The sequence below is a fragment of the Simiduia agarivorans SA1 = DSM 21679 genome, assembly GCF_000305785.2.
Classification (GTDB): Bacteria; Pseudomonadota; Gammaproteobacteria; order Pseudomonadales; family Cellvibrionaceae; genus Simiduia; species Simiduia agarivorans.
The window spans coordinates 681,013-702,036 of sequence record NC_018868.3 but is presented as its reverse complement, the minus strand read 5'-3'; the positions used below and the strand labels follow the sequence as shown (position 1 = coordinate 702,036).

Here is a 21,024-nt window from a genome sequence, read left to right as displayed (position 1 = left end):
TGCTGCCGTTGGGTGGTGGATCAGAGCGCTTTTGCCTGCGCATCTGCATTGCCGATATAGTTTTGAGGTGTAAGCGCCCGCATGGCAGCTTTGGCTTCTTCGGGTATGTCGAGGGTTTCGACAAAATCCAGAATCACCTGTTTGCTGATGGTCTGGCCGCGGGTCAGTGCTTTCAGCTTCTCGTAAGGCTCCGGCACGTCATAGCGGCGCATGATAGTCTGGATGGGCTCGGCCAATACTTCCCAGGCGTTTTCCAGGTCTTCGTTCAAGCGGGCGCGATTGATTTCCAGCTTGCTGATGCCTTTCAGTGTCGATGCAAACGCAATGGCACAGTAGCCAAAACCAACGCCCATGTTGCGCAGCACAGTGGAATCCGTGAGGTCGCGCTGCCAGCGGGACACCGGGAGTTTGGCAGACAGGTGATTGAACACCGCGTTGGCAATGCCCAGGTTACCCTCGGAGTTTTCAAAATCAATGGGATTGACTTTGTGCGGCATGGTGGACGAACCCACTTCGCCGGCGATCGTTTTTTGTTTGAAGTAACCCAGCGAAATGTAACCCCACACATCGCGATCGAAATCGATGATGATGGTATTGAAGCGGGCGATGGCGTCGAACAATTCGGCAATGTAATCGTGCGGCTCGATCTGGGTTGTGTAGGGGTTGAACGTCAGGCCCAGACTTTCAACGAATTCTTCCGCATTTTTAGCCCAGTCAACATCAGGGTAGGCCGACAAGTGGGCATTGTAGTTACCAACGGCGCCGTTGATTTTACCGAGCAGCTCGACTTTTTCGATCTGGCTGATCTGGCGACGCAGCCGTGCGGCCACGTTCGCCATTTCCTTGCCAACGGTCGTGGGCGATGCGGTCTGACCATGCGTGCGCGAAAGCATCGGGTCGGCGGCGAATTCGTGTGCCATTTTGGCGATGGCGGCCTCTACCGAGCGCATCTGTGCCAACAACACGTCGCGACCACGGGCCAACATCAGACCGTGAGACAGGTTGTTAATGTCTTCTGAGGTACAGGCAAAGTGTACAAACTCTTTGATTTCCGCCAGCTCTTCGTTGGTGCCGAAAGATTCCTTGATAAAATACTCAACCGCTTTGACGTCGTGGTTGGTGGTGGACTCAATCGCCTTTACCCGGGCTGCATCTGCTTCGGAGAAATTGGCCACAATATCGTTCAGCAACGTTTGGGTGGATGCTGAGAACGGGCTGACCTCCGGGATGCCGGGATGGGCGGCGAGTTTTTGCAGCCAACGAATTTCCACTTCAACCCGGCATTTGATCAGGCCGAATTCACTGAAAATTGAACGATAATCTGAGGTTTTGCTACCGTAACGGCCATCAATGGGCGATACCGCCGTCAGCGCAGACAGTTCCATGGGGACTCCAGAGGTGTTGAAGGTAAAAATCAGGGGCGGGAATATTACCGGAAATTCCCGCCAAAATCAGCCGTTACGGGCCTGTTGCAGCAGCTTTTGCGTAGATGCCTGCAGTTTCTTGCGGGTCCACAGCAGCTGCCAGCGATTGCCCCCCATCTGGCGCCAGAAGGTGGCCGCCCGGATGCCGGCCAGTAATAACGCGCGGATTTGGTTGGCGATACGGGTCTGCTGGAGATAGGTCATTTCTCCCATCACCTGAATTCGGAAGGTGAATGTGCTGAGTGTGTCGCTGTAGATGCCTGCCAGATTAGCGGCCAGGTTATCGTGTTCGCTGCCAAAGTGCTCTTTCTGATGCTGAGCCTGGGCCAGCCTTGCGCCAATGGTCTCCAGCATGCCCGGCGATTTGGCCAGTTTTTTCTGCAGATACAGCAGTCCGTGGACATAGCGATCCACATGGCTGCCGGGGCGTTTGCCCCGGGCCAGAAAGTCATCCAGCGTCGCCAGACCGTCGGGCAAAGGTTGGACGTAAATATCGCCGGGTTGTCTGGGGTTTTGTACAAACAGGCTGTCGATCAGATTGGTGTACACGGCCTTGTCCCGACTGCCTTGGGTGGCCAGCTTTTCCACCTGCAGGGCTGCTTCAAACAGGGCTGCCAACGCGATAGCCTGAAAATCGATCCGGTTCAGATCAGACATTGAGATTAAAACTCCTTTCGATAACGGCGCCGCCGAGACAAACATCACCTTGATAAAACACCACGTATTGCCCCGGCGTCACTGCTCGTTGGGGTTGGTCAAACACCACCTGCAGCAAACCGTCCGGGGTCAGTTCCACCCGGCAACCCTGATCGGGCTGGCGGTAACGGGTTTTGGCTTTGCAGCTCATGGGCAGCGTGGGCATGCCGGAGATCCAGTTGGCCTGGCTTGCGGTCAAGGCATCGGTATACAGGGCGGTGTGATCCGTGCCCTGAGTCACTATCAGCCGGTTCGCGTCCAGATCTTTGGCCACCACAAACCAGGGCTCTTCCGGGTAGCCTTTTACCCCCCCGATGCCCAGCCCCTGACGCTGGCCCAGGGTGTAGTACATCAGGCCCTGATGTTGCCCGATGGTGTGGCCTTCCAAAGTAACCATTTCACCGGGTTGTGCCGGCAGGTATTGTTCCAGGAAATCTTTGAACCGCCGCTCGCCGATAAAGCAGATGCCGGTAGAGTCTTTTTTGTTGTGAGTGATCAGGTCGTGCTCTTCCGCCAGCCGTCTGACTTCAGGCTTTTCCAGTTCACCAACAGGGAACAGGGTTTTGGCGATTTCTGCTTCGCCTACGGCGTTGAGGAAATAGCTCTGGTCTTTGTTGTTGTCCAGGCCCTTTTGTAACCAGGTATGACCATTTTTTTCCAGGCGGCGCACATAGTGGCCGGTGGCGATAAAGTCGGCACCCAGCAATTCGGCGTAGTGTAAAAAGACTTTGAACTTGATTTCCCGGTTACACAGGATGTCGGGGTTGGGCGTCCGCCCGGCGCGGTACTCCGCTAAAAAATGCTCGAAAACATTGTCCCAGTATTCCGCCGCGAAATTGGCGGTGTGCAGGATAATGCCCAACTTATCACACACGGCTTGCGCGTCGGCCAGATCTTCCTTGGCGGTGCAGTACTCAGTGCCGTCATCCTCGTCCCAGTTTTTCATGAACAACCCTTCAACAGCGTAACCTTGCTGCAAAAGGAGTAGAGCGGATACGGAGGAATCAACGCCGCCGGACATGCCGACCACGACTTTCTGTTTGGACATAGCCACGGTGTTCTTGGTCAAAGGGTCGGGGATTTTACCTGTGCAGGCTGCCAAGCTCCAGCGGTGCAGCGCCATGCTGCAGGAACAGATCGATAACATCGCCGACCAAGGGGCTGCGCCATTGCGCCTGCCGCGTCCGTAATTCGTCCGGGGTCAGCCAGAGCGGCTCGATGATACCGGTATCGAGCTGCAGCGCTGTGTCTTCCGCCAACGGGCGGCCGAGAAAGGTTGACCTGACGTAGAGCGCGCCATTGGCTGCACTGTAGGTCGACACACCCAGAAACCCTGTAAGTTCTACCCGCCAGCGGGTTTCCTCTAAGGTTTCCCGAATGGCGGCCTGGGTAAGTGATTCGCCGGGCTCCAGGTGGCCGGCCGGCTGATTGATACGCGGCCCCTGATCGGTTTGTTCATACACAAACAGGAATCGGCCTTGGTCTTCGACCACTGTGGCAACGGTGACGTGGGGTGGCCAGTGGGCAGTTGTCATGATCGCCTCCGATTTTGTTGTGGGCGTGCAGTGGCGCTGCGACCCGACGTCTTCGGAAGGTGGACTTCCAGGGTCTTGCTTTGACCTGGCGCAAGGTCGTCCAGAGTCCAATGTCCGATACTGGCCCTGACCAGTCGCAGAGTAGGTAAGCCGACGGCCGCGGTCATCCTTCGCACCTGCCGGTTGCGGCCTTCGGTCAGCGTGATCTGAAGCCAGCAATCTGCAATGTTGGCGCGGTACCTCACCGGTGGCGTACGGGGCCAGATGTTGGGCGGCGGGATAATATCCACTTTCGCAGGTTTTGTGATGCCGTCTTTCAGCTCGACGCCAGTTCGCAGCTGCTGTAACGCCTGTTGGTCAGCCATGCCCTCTACCTGCACCCAATAGGTTTTCGGCAGCTTTTGAGAAGGGTGCGCGATACGGTGCTGAAGCTGGCCATCGGAGGTCAGCAACAGTAAACCCTCTGAGTCGTAGTCGAGACGACCGGCCGGGTAGACCCCGGGTGTGGTTATGTAGTCGGCTAACGTGGAGCGCCCCTCCTTGTCAGAAAACTGGCACAGGACCTGGAAGGGTTTGTTAAAGAGGATCAATCGGGCCATAGAGGAAATGAATAGTGACTATGAAGTCGTTTTCAGGCTAATGCGTCAGAACACGCATGCTATCATGCTTTTAATTTGGCTCTGGGCCAATTTCCCTTCAGACATTTGCTCAAGGAGTGATGTTTATGGCGTATCAACACGTCGTTGTGCCAACCGATGGCGCAAAAATTACCGTTAATAAAGACCTTTCCCTCACTGTTCCGGAGAATCCGATAGTCACCTTTATAGAGGGTGACGGCATTGGGGTTGATATTACTCCGGTAATGCGAAAAGTGACGGATGCCGCGGTGGCGAGAGCCTATGGTGGCAAGCGCAAAATCGCCTGGATGGAAGTCTACTGCGGTGAAAAGGCCGCCGAAAAGTACGCAGGGGACTGGTTTCCAGCCGAAACGCTCGAAGCCATCAAGGAGTTTGTGGTTGGCATTAAAGGTCCGTTAACCACACCAGTAGGGGGTGGCTTCCGTTCATTGAACGTGGCGCTGCGGCAGGAAATGGATCTTTACGTGTGCCAACGTCCGGTGCGCTGGTTCAAAGGTGTGCCATCGCCTGTAAAAGAACCCGGCAAGGTTAACATGGTCATCTTCCGGGAGAACTCCGAAGATATCTACGCCGGCATTGAATGGAAAGCCGATAGTCCCGAAGCCAAGAAAGTGGTGGATTTCCTCCAAAAGGAAATGGGCGTTACCAAGATCCGGTTCCCGGACCACGTGGGCATCGGTATTAAGCCCGTGTCAGCCGAGGGCACCAAGCGTCTAGTGCGCAAGGCATTGCAATATGCCGTGGATCAGGACCTGCCGTCAGTGACCCTGGTACATAAAGGCAACATCATGAAGTTTACTGAGGGTGCCTTCTGCGATTGGGGTTATGAAATTGCCCGGGATGAATTCGGCGCCAAAGCTCTGGATGGCGGCCCCTGGCACAGCTTTCAAAACCCACGTACCGGCAAAGAGATTCTCGTTAAGGATGTCATCGCCGATGCCATGCTTCAGCAAATCCTGCTGCGGCCGGATGAATACAGCGTTATTGCCACACTCAATCTGAATGGCGACTATTTATCAGATGCGCTGGCGGCGCAGGTCGGGGGTATCGGCATTGCCCCGGGTGCCAACAACTCCGATGCGGTTGCGCTGTTTGAAGCGACTCACGGTACTGCACCTAAATACGCCGGTCAGGACAAGGTGAACCCGGGTTCGTTGATTCTGTCAGCGGAAATGATGCTGCGGCACATGGGATGGAACGAGGCTGCCGACCTGATTATCAGTGGGGTGGAGGGTGCTATCGCAGATAAAACGGTCACCTACGATTTCGAACGGCTGATGACCGATGCCAAACTGCTGTCGTGCTCCGAGTTCGGTGATGCGATCGTGGCAAAAATTAACGGCTAAACGATTGAATCAAGCCCCGAAAGGGGCTTTTTTAGTTCGCAACGACCTTCAGCTCGGCAGGCGATGAGGCAACATTGCTTGACGCTGCCTGAATGTTGGTCGCATGCAGCCCTTTATCACCTTCTACGATATCGAAGCAGACCTGTTGTCCGGCTTTCAGCGTGCGATACCCCTCCATCTCGATGGCTGAGTAGTGCGCAAACAGATCGTCGCCGCCGCCGTCGGGCAGGATGAACCCGTAGCCTTTGGCATTGTTAAACCATTTTACGGTTCCTGTCGGCATAGCTAAATCCTTCTATCGCCTTGAAAAATATACGCTTTTTATCGTTATTGCGCGCCCGTGGATGTGTCGGATGGCCAGTGGGCACCTTGTAGTTGCGGTCGCAAGCCCCATATCAATAAGGCGGCTCCGGTTCATAACCGAAGGACAGCAAGCATACTAAACGGTTAATTTTTGACACAAGTTACCATCTTTTAACCAACTGGGCGGTCGCTGTCAAGGGATGGCGCGGCCCTTACTGACACTGGTCGCTCCACCGGTATATAGTGGAGCGGCATATTTAACCCTTTCAGTTCAACGGCCGGTGTACATGGGAAATCTCAAAATTCTTCAACTAACATTAAGTAGTAATCATGATGAAGGTGAAGATTATCCGGGTCATGACCATGGATTAGCCGTTCAGGAGGCCAAACCTGTACTGAAACGGCCATCCATGTACAAGGTGGTACTGATGAATGATGACTACACCCCGATGGACTTTGTGGTGGAGGTGCTGGAATCCTTCTTTGGCATGGGTAGGGAGAAGGCGGTCAAGGTTATGTTGCAGGTCCATACGCAGGGTAAGGGCGTATGCGGTGTATACACCCGCGATATCGCTGAAACAAAGGCAGCGCAGGTGAATCAGTACGCCAGAGAGCATCAGCATCCACTGTTGTGCGAGATTGAAGCTGCTGGTGAAGGTGACGAGGCTTAGAGGTTACAAAGATGTTAAGCAAAGACTTAGAAGTTACCTTGAACCTGGCGTTTAAAAGCGCCCGGTCAAAGCGCCATGAGTTCATGACTGTAGAGCATTTGTTGTTGGCTCTGCTCGACAATGAATCTGCCGCTAACGTCCTGCGTGCCTGTGCTGCCGACCTCAGCCGGCTGCGCAAAGAGCTGATCGAATTTGTCGATTCCACCACGCCGCTGATTCCAGAAAATGACCCGGAAAGGGAAACCCAGCCCACGCTGGGCTTCCAGCGGGTATTGCAACGCGCTGTATTTCACGTCCAGTCCTCTGGCAAGAAGGAGGTGACTGGTGCAAACGTGCTGGTAGCGATTTTCAGCGAACAGGAAAGTCAGGCTGTTTACTACCTGAAACAGCAATCTATCGCTCGCATCGATGTGGTTAACTACATTACCCACGGAATCTCGAAAGTATCCGGGCATTCCGGTCATGCCGCAGAGCAGCAGCCCGACCAGGCTGATGAAGAAATGGTGGCTGAAGGCAACAGTCAACAAAGCCCGCTGGAAAACTTCACCACCAACCTCAATGAGTTGGCTGCCAGCGGCAAAATTGACCCGCTTGTCGGCCGGGTCGACGAAGTAGAGCGGGTTGCCCAGGTACTTGCCCGGCGCAGAAAAAACAATCCGCTGTTAGTCGGTGAGTCCGGCGTCGGTAAAACCGCGATCGCCGAAGGCCTGGCGAAAAAAATCGTCGACGGTGAAGTTCCGGAAATATTGCTTAATTCAGTGGTTTATTCACTGGATCTGGGGTCCCTGTTGGCCGGCACTAAATACCGCGGGGATTTCGAGAAACGTTTCAAAGGTTTGCTGGCTGATCTGCGCAAGCAGGAAAACGCCATTTTATTCATCGACGAAATCCACACCATTATTGGTGCCGGTGCAGCCTCTGGTGGCGTGATGGATGCGTCTAATTTGTTGAAGCCTTTGCTGACGTCAGGCGAAATGCGCTGCATTGGTTCTACGACATTCCAGGAATATCGCGGTATTTTTGACAAAGACCGCGCGCTGTCCCGCCGGTTTCAGAAGATCGACGTGAATGAACCCAGCATCGAAGACACTTATTACATTCTGAAAGGCCTGAAAAGCCGCTTTGAAGAACACCACGGGCTCAAGTACACCGACACCGCATTGCGCGCCGCGGCGGAATTGGCCGGGCGTTATATCAATGATCGTTTCATGCCCGATAAAGCCATCGACGTGATCGATGAGGCCGGTGCGTTCCAGCAGCTGCAGCCCGCACACAAACGTAAAAAACAGATTGGCGTGCCAGACATTGAAGCCATGGTTGCCAAGATTGCGCGTATTCCAGCGAAAAACGTGTCCACATCAGACAAGGAGCAGCTACGTACTCTGGAAGACCAACTGAAGATGGTGGTGTTCGGACAGGATAAAGCAGTATCCACCGTCGCCACTGCCATTAAGCTTGCGCGCGCAGGCTTGGGTTCAGCCGACAAGCCAATTGGTTCGTTTTTGCTGGCAGGACCTACCGGCGTGGGCAAGACCGAGATTTGCCGACAGTTAGCCAAAATACTCGGTATTGAATTGCTTCGCTTTGACATGTCCGAATATATGGAACGTCATACCGTGTCGCGCTTGATCGGTGCGCCACCCGGCTACGTGGGATTTGATCAGGGCGGTTTGCTGACCGATGCGGTAACCAAGCATCCGCACAGTGTGGTGCTGTTGGATGAAATAGAAAAAGCGCATCCCGAAGTATTCAATCTTCTGCTGCAGGTGATGGACCACGGCACCCTCACGGACAATAACGGTCGCAAGGCAGATTTCCGTAACGTTATTCTGGTGATGACCACCAATGCAGGCGCTCAGGTGTTGGGCAAGCGCAGTATGGGATTCACCAAGCAAGACAACAGTACGGATGGCCTTGAGGAAATAAACAAGGTGTTCACGCCGGAATTCCGAAACCGCCTTGATGCCATTGTCCAATTTGCCTCTCTGGGTGTCGAAGTCATCAAAACCGTGGTGGACAAATTCCTGGTTGAGTTGCAAGTTCAGCTGGATGACAAACGCGTGCAGCTGCACGTATCCGATGAGGCTCGCCTGTGGCTGGCCGAAAACGGTTACGATGAAAAAATGGGTGCCCGGCCGATGGCGCGCGTGATTCAGGAAAAGATCAAGAAACCCTTGGCCGAGATGGTGTTGTTTGGTGAGCTGGCAGACAGCGGCGGCACCGTGCACGTGGATGTCATTGATGGCGAGCTCTGTGTGACCACCGAGTCGCACGAAGAGGCAGCTATGACCGATTGACCGCAACAAAAAAGGCAGCGTAACAGCTGCCTTTTTTCATACCTGTCGACGATCAGCGCGCGCGATAAGTGATGCGGCCCTTGCTCAGGTCGTAGGGCGTGAGCTCAACTTTTACCTTATCGCCAGTCAGGATGCGAATGTAGTTTTTACGCATTTTTCCGGAAATATGGGCAATGACCACGTGGCCATTTTCAAGCTTAACTTTAAAGGTGGTGTTGGGAAGTGTATCAACCACTTCACCTTCCATTTCTATATGATCTTCACGTGCCATCCGGCAGAATCCTCTGTAATACACTTGCGGCCGGAGAGGCCTAGTTCAAGGTGGGCGCAATTGTGCCCTAAATAGCGGTCTACGCCAAGGGGAGACTAAGAAAAGACCCACACACCATCAATCAGGCGCTGTTGAGGCTGAAATTTGGCTTTATAGCTCATTTTGTCGCAAGCATTGATCCAGTAACCCAGATAGAGGTACGGTAGACCAAGGTGCCCGACCCAACGCAGTTGCTGGAGGATAAACCAGGTGCCAAGGCTGCGCTGATCGAGTTCGGGGTCAAAAAAGGTATACACCGCGGATAGCCCCTCGTCTAACAGATCACAAACTGCAACGCCGACCAGCTGATCATCCAAATAGGCTGCCAGAAACCGGGTTATTTGCCATTGGCTGGTCAGAAATCCGTCGTATTGGCTGCGACTTGGGGGGTACATGTCGCCATCCTTATGTCTGGCAGCAATATAGCGAGCATACAGCGCGTAAAACTCGTCGGAATCGCCAGACTCTAATACTTCAAGCCTCAGGTCCTGATTGCGTTTGAGTACGCGCCGTTGACTTCGACTGGGACTGAATTGGGTCACGGGGATCCGCATGGGAATACAGGCGTTGCACTGCGCACAGTGGGGTCGATAAACATGCTGGCCCGAGCGCCGAAAACCCAGTGCAGAGAGGCGCGAATAGAGTGATTTGTCTACCTTGGCATCCGGGTCGATGAAAACCGTAGTGGCTTCGCGCTCGTCGAGATAGCTGCACGCATGCGGATGGGTTGCAAAAAGCTTCAGGTTTACAGAACTGCTCATGTTGGCGAATTCAAACGTCCATCAATTGTTCACTGTACACCCAGTCGGGCTTTAACGGCAGGTGACAGCTTTTAAGCATAGCGTTAAATTCCTGACGCGACCGAAGCGTCGCCCCCATGGAGGCTAGGTGTTCCGTATGCATTTGGCAATCGATCGCGTGTAAACCCCAGTGCTGTGCATGGCGGGCGAGGGCCGCCAGTGCGAGCTTTGAGGCGTTAGGTACATTGGAAAACATGGATTCGCCAAAGAACATGCCCCCCAGATGCACACCGTAAAGTCCACCCACCAGTTGGTTGTCCTGCCAGACCTCCACCGAATGGGCTATACCCTGACGATGCAAGCGCACATAGGCTTCAATCATGCTCGGCAGTATCCAGGTTTCCGGGCGAGCACTACTGCAGTGTTTTATTACCTGCTGGAAATCGGTATCAAACCGAATCTCAAAGCGGCGTTGACGAATGAGTTTGCGCAGTGAACGACTCAGGTGAATGGCCGAAGGTAGCAGGACCATGCGCGGGGCAGGGGACCACCAAAGGATTACCGACTCGTCGTCAAACCAAGGGAAAATGCCGCGCTGATAGGCGGCAATCAACCATTCGGGGCTCAGCTCTCCGCCCGCGGCCAACAGGCCGTTGGGTTCATCGAGTGCACTGGAGACCGGTGGAAAGTGGGGGGCGCCAGGTTCAAGCCAGGGGATCAAATGTCAGCTCCACGCCAGCGCCCAAGAGGTTTTACAGGTCGTCCAGGTATTTTTCAGCGTCCAGCGCGGCCATACAACCTGCACCGGCTGAAGTGATCGCCTGGCGGTAGATGTGGTCTGCCACGTCGCCGGCAGCAAAAACACCGGGCACGGAGGTACTTGTGGCGTTGCCGTGCAAACCGGATTTGACCACGATGTAGCCGTCTTTCATTTCCAGCTGGCCGGCAAATATGTCGGTATTGGGCTTGTGACCAATAGCGATGAAGGCGCCCTGGGCGTCCAGATCCTGAGTGCTGCCATCCTGTGTGGATTTTACCCTCACGCCGGTGACGCCAGCATCGTCGCCAAGCACCTCTTCCAGCGTGTGGTTCCAAAGCAACTTGACGTTGCCATTTTTGGCTTTCTCGAACAGCTTGTCCTGCAGAATCTTCTCAGAGCGGAGCGTGTCGCGACGGTGAATCAGGGTCACCTCAGAGGCTATGTTGGAAAGATACAGGGCTTCTTCGACGGCAGTATTACCGCCACCAACCACCACAACCTTCTGGTCTTTGTAGAAGAATCCATCGCAGGTGGCGCAAGCGGAAACACCGCGGCCCATATACGCCTCTTCGGAAGGCAGGCCAAGGTATTGGGCGCTGGCACCCGTGCAAATAATCAACGCGTCGCAGCTGTAGGTGGACGAACCTTTCAGCAGAAAAGGGCGTTCGTTCAGCTTCACTTCATCTATATGGTCGAAAATGATCTCGGTATTGAAGCGTTCTGCGTGTTGCTGCATCTGGACCATCAGATCGGGGCCCTGGAGGTCGTGAACACCACCCGGCCAATTCTCCACTTCGGTGGTTGTGGTAAGCTGGCCGCCCTGCTGCATGCCGGTAATCACCACCGGTTTTAGGTTGGCGCGGGCTGCGTAAATGGCAGCAGTGTAACCGGCTGGGCCAGAGCCCAGAATGATGAGGCGATGGTGCTTGATGTCGCTCATGAATGTGTCCTGATTGGCAGTAAATGAGGTCTGAAGTTTAGATTGGGTCGATAGGGTCAGAATTCTAGGGCCTTGAGCAAAATAGGCCAATTGTCTGGCCTTATCTATTGGATTGCAGCAGCCTATAGGCTCAAACAATGGCTTTTCTTTACATTAAGAAAGGCGTATAACGTGCTGATTATTAAGTAATAATAGCTCCTTCACAAGATGGGGCGGGAGTGAGAACCGTTTGAAAGCAGCTGAACAGACTCAGCCGGTAAACAGACTCGTGGGCAGGGCGGCCACTGAAGGTTCCCTTATTGCGTTGGTTGTTATTTGCACCTTTCTGACCATGGTACTGGCCACTTATGACCCGGTGGATCCCGGTTGGTCCAGCACGGGTATGAACCGGGCCGTCGCCAATGCCGGTGGACCTTTTGGTGCCTGGCTTGCGGACGTCTGTATGTCTTTGTTTGGTTACATGGCCTATGTGTTTCCGCTATTGCTGGCCTGGCGTGCCTGGGTCATTTTCCGGGACCGGAAATCCGGCCGGGGCTTTGACGGGCTCATGATGGCATTGCGGACGCTGGGGCTGGTGCTGCTGATGATCGGCGGCACAGGCCTGATCGCATTGCAGCAAAGCGGAGATAGTGGGCTGCCATTTTCCCATGGGGGGCTGTTAGGCGCTTCTGTATCGGCGTCACTCGATACGGCATTTTCCTTTTCTGGCGCGACACTGATTCTGCTGGCCTGTTTGCTGTTCGGGCTGACGGTATTTACTGACCTCAGCTGGATCAGGCTGATGGACGCCACCGGCAGGATTACGCTGGATAGCATAAACAAAGCCGCGACCCGGTGGACCGAATGGCGCAAGACAAAAGCTGAAAAAGAACAAGTTCAGGCCAATCAGAAAGCGCGTCGTAAAGCCATTGCCGCGCAAGTAGAGAAACAGGAAAAGCGGGAGCCCATTCTGATTGAGCAGCCGGTAAAGAAACCGGTGCCCAGCCCACGCGTGGAAAAAGAAAAGCAACGGTCGCTGTTTGTGGACACCACGGTCGATGGCGAGCTGCCGAAGATCGGCCTGTTGGATGAGGCCGATCACAGCAATGATAAGGGCTATTCCAAGGAGAACCTGGAGGCACTGTCCCGACTGCTGGAGCTGAAACTGTCAGACTTTGGCATCACGGCGGAAGTGGTATCCGTATTGCCCGGCCCGGTTGTGACCCGGTTTGAAATACAGCCCGCGCCCGGTGTGAAGGTGTCGCGCATTTCTAACCTTGCCAAGGACCTGGCACGGTCGCTCGCGGTTATCAGCGTGCGCGTGGTCGAAGTCATTCCGGGCAAGTCGGTGGTTGGGATTGAAATACCCAATGAGCATCGGGCCATGGTGCGCTTGAGTGAAGTGTTGGCGTCGGACACTTATGACAAAGCCAAGTCTCACCTGACCCTGGCGCTCGGTCACGATATTGCCGGTGAGCCGGTCATTGCAGACCTCGCAAAGATGCCTCACTTACTGGTTGCCGGTACCACCGGTTCCGGTAAGTCCGTCGGGGTGAACGTGATGCTGCTGAGTCTGCTCTATAAGTCGACCCCCAAGGAAGTCCGGCTTATCCTGGTAGACCCCAAAATGTTGGAGTTGTCGATTTACGATGACATTCCTCACCTTCTGACCCCGGTAATCACCGACATGAAAGACGCCGCCAATGGTCTGCGCTGGTGCGTCGGTGAGATGGAGCGCCGCTATAAATTGATGGCGGCCATGGGCGTTCGTAATCTGGCTGGCTTTAACCGCAAAGTAGAGGACGCCATTAAAGCCGGCACCCCGTTAAAAGACCCTCTGTGGGTGCCGGAGGAAAATTTTGTCGCCGGCGAAGAAGTGGCGCCCGCACCGGATCTCGAAACCCTGCCGTCCATCGTGGTGGTCATCGATGAATTTGCCGACATGATGATGATTGTGGGCAAAAAAGTAGAACAGCTGATTGCCCGTATCGCACAAAAAGCCCGTGCGGCTGGTATTCACCTGATTCTGGCAACCCAGCGGCCCTCGGTGGATGTGATCACCGGGCTGATCAAGGCTAACGTTCCCACCCGCATGGCGTTCCAGGTGTCTTCAAAAATTGATTCCCGCACCATTCTCGATCAGGGCGGCGCCGAACAGCTTTTGGGGCATGGCGACATGCTGTTCCTGCCGCCCGGCACCTCGGTGCCTGTGCGGGTGCATGGCGCCTTTGTGGATGACCACGAGGTTCATGCGGTTGTGGACGATTGGAAAAAACGCGGAAAACCCAATTATCTGGATGACATTATTGATGAGAGCGCTAACTCGATTCCCGTGCCCGGATTACCCACAGAAGGTGGGGAAGAGGGCAGTGATTCCGAATCTGATCCCTTGTACGACGAGGCGCTGGCGTTTGTAACAGAAACCCGTAAAGCATCGATTTCATCGGTGCAGCGCAAGTTGCGGATCGGTTATAACCGCGCCGCGCGACTGATTGAGACAATGGAAGAGGCGGGCGTGGTATCCGCTATGGGCACCAATGGCAACCGGGAAGTACTCGCGCCGCCGCCACCTAAACACTAGGATAACACTATGACTCATGTATTAGGTTTACCTGCCTGGCGCGCACTGGGCGTTGCTATGAAGGGCCTGTTGCTTTCCGGGCTTGCTGTTACGGCCTTGGCATCTGAGCCTGTGGTAGAGCTGTCAGCCTTACTCACTAATATGCAATCCGCCTCCGGTCAATTTGAGCAAAGTCTGCGCGACGGTGAAGGCAAATTGCTGCAAGCCAGTCAGGGAAAATTTCTGGTTAAAAAACCCGGTAAATTTCTGTGGGATACTCAATCCCCGTTTCCCCAATTGTTGGTGAGTAATGGCAAGCGCCTGTGGTTATATGACCCTGATCTGGAGCAGGCCAGTCTGAGTAAAGTTGATCAGAAGGCCCAGCAAACGCCAGCGTTGTTGCTGTCCGGTGACCCGGCGAAAATAAGTGACAGCTTTTCGGTCAAACGCGCGGCAGATAAAGCCAATGGCCTCGCGGTTTATGATTTGCGGGCAAAGGACGGGCAAGCGAATTTCGGGCACATCAGTGCAACCTTCAAAGGTAAGACATTGGTCAGAATGCGCTTCGAAGATAAGCTGAATAACCAAACGGAGTTTGTCTTTGAACAGGTCGCAGTAAATCCAGCGCTGGAAGACAGCCTGTTCGAATTTACCCCACCCCCGGGAACAGATGTCATTCACAATGACTGATTTGTTTGACGACGTGCAACATAGCACTGCCTGGCAGCCGCTGGCTGCCAGAGTCAGACCGCAAGAGTTGGCACACTATGTAGGCCAGTCGCATCTGTTGGGGCAAGGCAAGCCATTGCAGAAAGTACTGGCGAGCGGGCAGGTTCACTCAATGATTTTCTGGGGGCCGCCCGGTGTGGGTAAGACCACGCTGGCGCAGCTGTTGGCGCATCGTGTGGATGCCCGGTTTTTTTCCTTGTCAGCCGTAATGGCTGGCGTCAAGGATATCCGCAGTCTGGTGGAACAGGCCAAGCAACTACGCGTAACCAACAATACCAAAGCGCTGCTGTTTGTGGATGAAGTCCACCGGTTCAACAAGAGCCAGCAGGATGCGTTTTTACCCTATATCGAGGATGGCACGTTTATTTTTGTGGGTGCCACCACAGAAAATCCTTCTTTCGAACTGAACAATGCGCTGTTATCCCGTTGCCGCGTTTATGTGCTGAAAAGCCTGAATGACCAGGACCTCAGTGAACTGATCGATCATTGTCTGGCAAACCCCGCCGCCGCTTTACCAGCCATTAAATTAGACGCGGACGCCCGTGATCTGCTGATTCGTGCTGCAGACGGTGACGCCCGGCGATTATTGAATTTATTGGAAATCGCGTCGGATCTGGTGGATGCCGAAACTGACTTCCGGTTGTCTGCTGCGATTGTGGATGAAATTGTCCAGCAGGATGTGCGCCGGTTTGATAAAGGCGGCGACCATTTCTATGACCAGATCTCTGCGATGCATAAAGCCGTAAGGGGGTCCAGTCCGGACGGCGCGCTCTATTGGTTTGCCCGCATGCTCGATGGCGGCTGTGATCCTCTGTATGTGGCCCGCCGGGTCGTGCGTATGGCCAGCGAAGATATCGGCAACGCCGATCCCCGCGCGCTCGACATAGCCTTGTCTGCCTGGGATGTGCAAACCCGTCTCGGCAGTCCGGAAGGGGAGTTGGCCATTGCCCAGGCGTTGGCGTACCTGGCGTCCGCGCCTAAGTCCAATGCGGTGTATTCTGCCTTCAAGCAAGTGATGGCGGATGTGAAAGCAGACCCCAGTTTTGACGTGCCGGTGCATTTGCGAAACGCGCCGACCAAGCTGATGAATGAGCTCGGGCATGGTGCAGAATACCGCTATGCCCACGACGAGCCCGATGCCTATGCAGCCGGAGAGAACTATTTGCCTGAGGCCATTGCCAATCGCCGTTACTATCAACCGGTGCCGAGGGGGCTGGAGATCAAGATCGCCGATAAGTTACAGCGCCTGCGCGATCTCGACCAGCAAAGCGAGCAGAAACGGTACCCGGAGCTCAAACTGTGATCTGGCTCTGGATCGCATTAGGTGGCGCCCTGGGGGCTGTATCCCGCTATGGGGTAAACCTGTGGCTGTATCCGGTATTTGAACAGCGGTTTCCTTTGCCTACATTGGCGGTCAATCTCGTCGGTTCATTGATGATGGGCGTGGCCTATGTGTTGCTCATAGAGCGGGGCAGCTTTCACCCCGACTTACGGCATTTTTTGATGACCGGCTTCCTCGGTGCCCTGACCACCTTTTCCGCGTTTTCCATGGATGCCGTCGCGCTGTTGCGCAATGGCGACCTGCTCACCAGTGCCGCCTATGTACTACTGAGTGTTTGCACCTGTATCATTGCGACCCTGCTGGCGATCAAATTCACCGCCTATTTCCTTTAAAACACCGATTTACGAGATACCTAGGCCCATGCTGGATTCCAAATACGTCAGGAATAACCCTGAAGAAGTTGCACAAAAACTGGCCAAGCGAGGCTACAGCCTCGATGTTGCTGCCATCAAAGGCCTCGAAGAACAGCGCCGTGCAATTCAGTCCAGTACCGAAAGTCTGCAACAGGAACGGAACAGCCGCTCCAAATCCATCGGTCAGGCCAAGGCCAAAGGTGAAGACATAGCGCCGTTGCTTGCCGAAGTGGAAGACCTGAAGGGCAAGCTCAGTGCCGCAGAAACTGAGCTGAGCAACGTTCAGGCCGCCCTGGACGAGCTCTTGGCCGGCGTGCCGAATATTCCGGCAGATGAGGTGCCAGAGGGGCTGTCGGAAGACGACAATGTGGAAGTCCGCCGCTGGGGCACACCCAGAGCCTTCGATTTTCCGGTCAAGGACCATGTGGAATTGGGGGAAAACCTGGGCGGACTCGACTTTGAGTCGGCTACCAAGCTTACCGGTGCCCGTTTTGCCGTGATGCGGGGTGACATCGCGCGCCTGCACCGTGCGTTGATCCAGTTTATGTTGGACGTACACCAGAACGAGCACGGTTACGAAGAAATCTACGTTCCTTTCATTGTGAATGCCGATTCATTGTACGGCACCGGACAATTGCCAAAGTTTGAAGAGGATCTTTTCAAGCTTAATGACGAGCGCGGTTTCTACCTGATTCCTACGGCCGAAGTGCCAGTGACGAATCTGTTGCGCAATGAAATCCTCGACGCCAAACAACCGCTGCCGCTCAAGTACGTTTGTCATACGCCCTGTTTTCGCAGTGAGGCCGGCTCACACGGGCGTGATACCCGCGGCATGATTCGTCAGCACCAGTTTGAAAAAGTTGAACTGGTCCAGTTTGTGCGCCCCGAGGAATCGGATGAGGCGCTTGAGAAGCTGCTGAGCCACGCCGAAAATATCCTTAAATTGCTTGAACTGCCGTACCGCACAGTCATTTTGTGCGGCGGGGATATCGGCTTTTCTGCCGCAAAAACCTACGATATAGAAGTCTGGTTGCCGAGCCAGGAAAAGTACCGCGAGATTTCTTCCTGCTCCAACTTCCGGGATTTCCAGGCGCGCAGAATGCTGGCGCGTTACCGTAACCCTGAGACCAATAAGGTCGAGCTTCTGCACACCCTGAATGGCTCTGGCCTCGCCATTGGCCGCACGCTGCTGGCCGTGTTGGAAAACAATCAGCAAGCCGATGGCCGCATTGCCATTCCTCAGGTGCTCCAGTCTTACCTGGGTGGCAAAACCCATCTTGGCTGATGGAATACTTTCCGTTCTTTTTTGACCTCAAACGCAAACCGGTGCTCCTTGTGGGCGCCGGCAGTGTCGGCTTGCGCAAGGCACGGTTATTAGTCAGTGCTGGTGCCCATATCCGTTGTGTTGCACCGGATGCGGTGGCCGAACTGCAGGCTCTGTTGCAACAGAATGATGGTCAATGGACCGCACGTGGCTTTGCCGAGAATGATCTGGACGGCGTTCATCTGGTTATCTGTGCCACCGCCGATCGTGCGTTAAACGACCGCATTGCCAGCCTGTGCCAGGCGCGGTTTCTACCCGTCAATGTGGTGGATGATCCGGCACTTTGCAGCATTATCACCCCCGCCATCGTTGATCGCAGTCCGATCCTGGTGGCAATCTCCAGTGGTGGCGCGGCGCCTGTCATTGCGCGAAAGATCAAGCAGATGCTGGAAGTGCAGCTACCAGAGGCCACCGGTAAATTGGCGCAATTCTGCCGCAGTTTACGGGACAGGGTTAAGCAGCGATTACCGGAAGCGCGGCGCCGGTATTTCTGGGAGGCTCTGATCGAGGGAAGAGCTGCACAATGGGTCGCCAGCGACCAGCGGGATCTGGCAGAGGTAGAGGTAGAACGCTTGTTGTCCGAACAGGCGCAATCCAGTGCCGGTGAGGTCTATCTGGTTGGGGCAGGCCCCGGTGCGCCGGATCTCCTCACCATCCGCGCCCTGCAATTAATGCAGCGGGCAGACGTGGTGTTGTACGACCGTTTGGTGTCGGAGCCCATTCTGGACAAGGTCAGGCGCGATGCAGACCGTATTTACGTGGGAAAACGCCGGGCCGACCATGCTGTGCCTCAGCAGGAGATAAACCAGTTGTTGCTGGATTTGGCGCAGCAGGGCAAGCGGGTATTGCGGTTGAAAGGCGGCGACCCCTTCATTTTTGGCCGTGGCGGCGAGGAAATCGCCTTGTTGGCTCAGCATCAGATCCCCTTCGAAGTGGTGCCGGGTATCACCGCCGCGTCTGGCTGCAGTGCCTATGCCGGGATTCCATTGACCCACCGTGATTTTGCCCAGAGTGTCCGTTTTATTACCGGCCACCTGCAGGGGGACGCCCCGCACGTACAGTGGTCTGAATATGTACGCGAAGATCAGACCCTGGTGTTTTATATGAGTCTGCAGGGCTTGCCCACCATTTGTGACGGCCTCATTGCCCATGGACGCCCGGAGGAAACGCCCGCAGCCCTGGTAGAACGGGGCACCACCCCCGACCAACGTGTACACCGGGGGACGCTGAAGACACTGCCGGGTATCGCCCAGTCTGCCGGGGTCCAGGCGCCCACCCTGTTGATCATCGGCGGAGTGGTTTCCCTGGCCGAATCCCTCGCCTGGTACCGCCCAACCCGTTAAAGAATCCTTGTTTCAGGTCGATAGCGCTTATAACCACACGCCTAGCAAGCGCGGGGTTATTAGCTATGCTTTAAATATTGACCCCACAGGCAAGGTCCCATGAACTGGTTGAGCAAAATTAGTATTAAATACAAGATCTTATTGATTCCCGCGGTGGGCATTACAGGGTTCGTTTTGTATTTGCTGTTTACCATCAATTCGGGTTCCCAGAACGTAAACCGGCTGAATCTCATTCAGAATGTGTATTTTCCGGTACTGGAGATCGCGGGCAACAACATTGTCACCCTTGATCGCATGAATGAGACCATGAGCACCGCCGCCAGTACCGGCGAGGAGGATATGCTCAACAGCGCTAAACGCATGGGGGCAAATCTGACCGAAAACCTCAATCGTGCGCGTCAATTGCAGCCAGAGCGAACCACTGAGGTCAACCAGCTGGAAAGCCAGCTCAACACCTACCTTGAGATTTCCTACGGCCTCACTGCCAGTATGATCGACGGCACTGTTGATTTTTCCAAATTGGCCGAGATCGCCGAACGTCGTAACCGCGCGCTGGAGCAGGTCAATAATTCGCTCAAGCAGTTCCGGGATCAAAGTGATCGCAGCTTCACCGAAACCGTTCGACAGGCAACCGAGACTGAACAGGACAACCTGAAAGTAGGGCTCGTGGTTGGTGTCGTCACCGTGGCATTACTGCTGCTGATCTCAATCAGCATTGCCGTCCTGATTACCCACAATGTGCAGGTGATTACCGAAAGCCTGAAGGATATTGCACAGGGCGAAGGTGACTTAACCCAGCGTCTGCAACGCAAGTCTGAGGATGAGTTGGGTGATCTGGTGCATTGGTTTAATACCTTCATCGATAAGTTGCACAATACCATTGGCGAAGTCATTCAGGTAATCTCGCCTCTGACCGATGTGGCCAAACGCCTGAACGGCGTATCGCATGAGACTGAACGCCTGTCGAATCAACAGGCTTCGTCCTCCGAAGAAGTTACCAATGCCATGTCGGATATGATGCGCAGCGTGAATAATGTCGCGCAAAACGCAGGCTCGGCCGCGCAGGCGGCGCAGGATGCCGACAAGGAAGCCAAAGCTGGCCTCAACGTGGTGCAGGACACCGTAAAAACCATTAATAGTCTGGCGAACGAAGTAGAACGCGCGGCTGAGGTGATTGCCAAACTCGAATCTGATACCGACAGTGTTGCTGGGATCCTTGACGTCATCAAAGGCATTGCCGAGCAAACCAACCTGTTGGCACTGAATGCCGCCATTGAGGCTGCGAGGGCAGGCGAACAGGGTAGGGGGTTCGCCGTGGTGGCCGACGAGGTCAGGACGCTTGCGTCTCGTACGCAGGAGTCTACGCACGAAATTCAAACGGTAATCGAACAATTACAAACTGCGGCCCGAGAAGCGGTGCAAGTGATGGAAACCGGTAAAACCGGCGCAAGTCGCAGTGTAGCCCAGGCGGGTGAAACCGGGGAGTCGCTTGCGGCCATTACCAACAAAGTGACTTCCATTACCGATATGAACAAGCGTATTGCGGCTGCCACTGAAGAGCAGCAGACCTTTGCCAAGTCAATTCAAAGCAACGTGATTAATATGCGGGATGCATCAAAAGTGGCGCAGGAAAACACGGAGCAAGTGGCCAATCTCAGTACCAACCTGCAGGGATTGGCAGATCAGTTGAAAACTGTGGCGGCGCAATTTAAGGTGTGAGTCTGAATGTGAGAA

General features: G+C 54.6%; 20 protein-coding genes. 10 read left to right on the top strand and 10 right to left on the bottom strand.

Annotation, left to right across the window (positions count from 1 at the left end; all coding sequences use genetic code 11):
- Positions 1 to 20: 20 nt before the first annotated feature.
- From purB to M5M_RS03120, 5 genes are all read right to left on the bottom strand, one after another.
- On the bottom strand, positions 21 to 1,385 hold the full coding sequence (gene purB / locus M5M_RS03140; protein WP_015046017.1) for an adenylosuccinate lyase: 1,365 nt from the start codon (positions 1,383 to 1,385) through the stop codon (positions 21 to 23).
- A 66-nt stretch (positions 1,386 to 1,451) separates the two neighbouring features.
- Positions 1,452 to 2,081, bottom strand: a complete 630-nt coding sequence (gene hflD / locus M5M_RS03135; protein WP_015046016.1) for a high frequency lysogenization protein HflD — start codon at positions 2,079 to 2,081, stop codon at positions 1,452 to 1,454.
- On the bottom strand, positions 2,074 to 3,189 hold the full coding sequence (mnmA, locus tag M5M_RS03130) for a tRNA 2-thiouridine(34) synthase MnmA (RefSeq protein WP_420804917.1): 1,116 nt from the start codon (positions 3,187 to 3,189) through the stop codon (positions 2,074 to 2,076). Before mnmA ends, hflD begins: the two co-directional genes overlap by 8 nt.
- A 13-nt stretch (positions 3,190 to 3,202) precedes the next feature.
- On the bottom strand, positions 3,203 to 3,655 hold the full coding sequence (locus tag M5M_RS03125) for an NUDIX hydrolase (RefSeq protein ID WP_015046014.1): 453 nt from the start codon (positions 3,653 to 3,655) through the stop codon (positions 3,203 to 3,205).
- Positions 3,652 to 4,254, bottom strand: coding sequence for a pseudouridine synthase (locus M5M_RS03120; protein ID WP_015046013.1), 603 nt, complete (start codon positions 4,252 to 4,254; stop codon positions 3,652 to 3,654). Before M5M_RS03120 ends, M5M_RS03125 begins: the two co-directional genes overlap by 4 nt.
- A gap of 125 nt (positions 4,255 to 4,379) precedes the next feature.
- Between M5M_RS03120 and icd the strand changes: the two genes are divergently transcribed.
- A complete protein-coding gene (gene icd, locus M5M_RS03115; protein WP_015046012.1) occupies positions 4,380 to 5,639 on the top strand; it encodes an NADP-dependent isocitrate dehydrogenase in 1,260 nt (419 codons plus the stop codon).
- A 31-nt stretch (positions 5,640 to 5,670) separates the two neighbouring features.
- Here icd and cspD read toward each other — a convergent pair whose 3' ends face one another.
- Positions 5,671 to 5,922, bottom strand: coding sequence for a cold shock domain-containing protein CspD (gene cspD, locus M5M_RS03110; protein ID WP_015046011.1), 252 nt, complete (start codon positions 5,920 to 5,922; stop codon positions 5,671 to 5,673).
- A gap of 307 nt (positions 5,923 to 6,229) precedes the next feature.
- On the opposite strand from cspD, the gene clpS reads away from it, so the two are divergent.
- The gene (gene clpS, locus M5M_RS03105) at positions 6,230 to 6,613 is read left to right on the top strand and encodes an ATP-dependent Clp protease adapter ClpS (RefSeq protein ID WP_015046010.1); all 384 of its coding nucleotides are present in this window, start codon (positions 6,230 to 6,232) and stop codon (positions 6,611 to 6,613) included.
- A gap of 11 nt (positions 6,614 to 6,624) precedes the next feature.
- Positions 6,625 to 8,910, top strand: coding sequence for an ATP-dependent Clp protease ATP-binding subunit ClpA (gene clpA, locus M5M_RS03100; protein WP_015046009.1), 2,286 nt, complete (start codon positions 6,625 to 6,627; stop codon positions 8,908 to 8,910).
- A 52-nt stretch (positions 8,911 to 8,962) separates the two neighbouring features.
- Here the strand turns inward: clpA and infA are convergent, their stop codons facing one another.
- From infA to trxB, 4 genes are all read right to left on the bottom strand, one after another.
- Entirely contained in the window at positions 8,963 to 9,181 is a 219-nt protein-coding gene (infA, locus tag M5M_RS03095; RefSeq protein ID WP_015046008.1) for a translation initiation factor IF-1, read from the bottom strand.
- Positions 9,182 to 9,276: 95 nt separating this feature from the next.
- Positions 9,277 to 9,981: an arginyltransferase gene (locus tag M5M_RS03090; protein WP_015046007.1), complete on the bottom strand. Its 705-nt coding sequence runs from the start codon at positions 9,979 to 9,981 to the stop codon at positions 9,277 to 9,279.
- A gap of 10 nt (positions 9,982 to 9,991) precedes the next feature.
- Positions 9,992 to 10,681: a leucyl/phenylalanyl-tRNA--protein transferase gene (aat, locus tag M5M_RS03085; RefSeq protein ID WP_015046006.1), complete on the bottom strand. Its 690-nt coding sequence runs from the start codon at positions 10,679 to 10,681 to the stop codon at positions 9,992 to 9,994.
- Between the two features lie 31 nt (positions 10,682 to 10,712).
- Positions 10,713 to 11,660: a thioredoxin-disulfide reductase gene (gene trxB / locus M5M_RS03080; RefSeq protein ID WP_015046005.1), complete on the bottom strand. Its 948-nt coding sequence runs from the start codon at positions 11,658 to 11,660 to the stop codon at positions 10,713 to 10,715.
- Positions 11,661 to 11,889: 229 nt separating this feature from the next.
- On the opposite strand from trxB, the gene M5M_RS03075 reads away from it, so the two are divergent.
- The 7 genes from M5M_RS03075 to M5M_RS03045 all read left to right on the top strand — a co-directional run bounded on the left by M5M_RS03075 (position 11,890) and on the right by M5M_RS03045 (position 21,009).
- Positions 11,890 to 14,220: a DNA translocase FtsK gene (locus tag M5M_RS03075; RefSeq protein WP_015046004.1), complete on the top strand. Its 2,331-nt coding sequence runs from the start codon at positions 11,890 to 11,892 to the stop codon at positions 14,218 to 14,220.
- 9 nt (positions 14,221 to 14,229) lie between these two features.
- Positions 14,230 to 14,889 carry an outer membrane lipoprotein periplasmic chaperone LolA gene (lolA, locus tag M5M_RS03070; RefSeq protein ID WP_015046003.1) on the top strand — a complete coding sequence of 220 codons (660 nt, stop codon included), beginning with the start codon at positions 14,230 to 14,232 and terminating at the stop codon, positions 14,887 to 14,889.
- The gene (locus M5M_RS03065) at positions 14,882 to 16,231 is read left to right on the top strand and encodes a replication-associated recombination protein A (RefSeq protein WP_015046002.1); all 1,350 of its coding nucleotides are present in this window, start codon (positions 14,882 to 14,884) and stop codon (positions 16,229 to 16,231) included. The genes lolA and M5M_RS03065 overlap by 8 nt, the downstream gene beginning before the upstream one ends.
- The gene (gene crcB, locus M5M_RS03060; protein WP_015046001.1) at positions 16,228 to 16,602 is read left to right on the top strand and encodes a fluoride efflux transporter CrcB; all 375 of its coding nucleotides are present in this window, start codon (positions 16,228 to 16,230) and stop codon (positions 16,600 to 16,602) included. The genes M5M_RS03065 and crcB overlap by 4 nt, the downstream gene beginning before the upstream one ends.
- A 28-nt stretch (positions 16,603 to 16,630) precedes the next feature.
- The gene (gene serS, locus M5M_RS03055; protein WP_015046000.1) at positions 16,631 to 17,908 is read left to right on the top strand and encodes a serine--tRNA ligase; all 1,278 of its coding nucleotides are present in this window, start codon (positions 16,631 to 16,633) and stop codon (positions 17,906 to 17,908) included.
- Positions 17,908 to 19,290, top strand: a complete 1,383-nt coding sequence (gene cysG / locus M5M_RS03050; protein ID WP_015045999.1) for a siroheme synthase CysG — start codon at positions 17,908 to 17,910, stop codon at positions 19,288 to 19,290. The genes serS and cysG overlap by 1 nt, the downstream gene beginning before the upstream one ends.
- Positions 19,291 to 19,389: 99 nt before the next feature.
- Positions 19,390 to 21,009 (top strand): methyl-accepting chemotaxis protein, encoded by a 1,620-nt coding sequence (locus M5M_RS03045; protein ID WP_015045998.1) that lies wholly within the window; start codon positions 19,390 to 19,392, stop codon positions 21,007 to 21,009.
- The last annotated feature ends 15 nt before the right edge of the window (positions 21,010 to 21,024 follow it).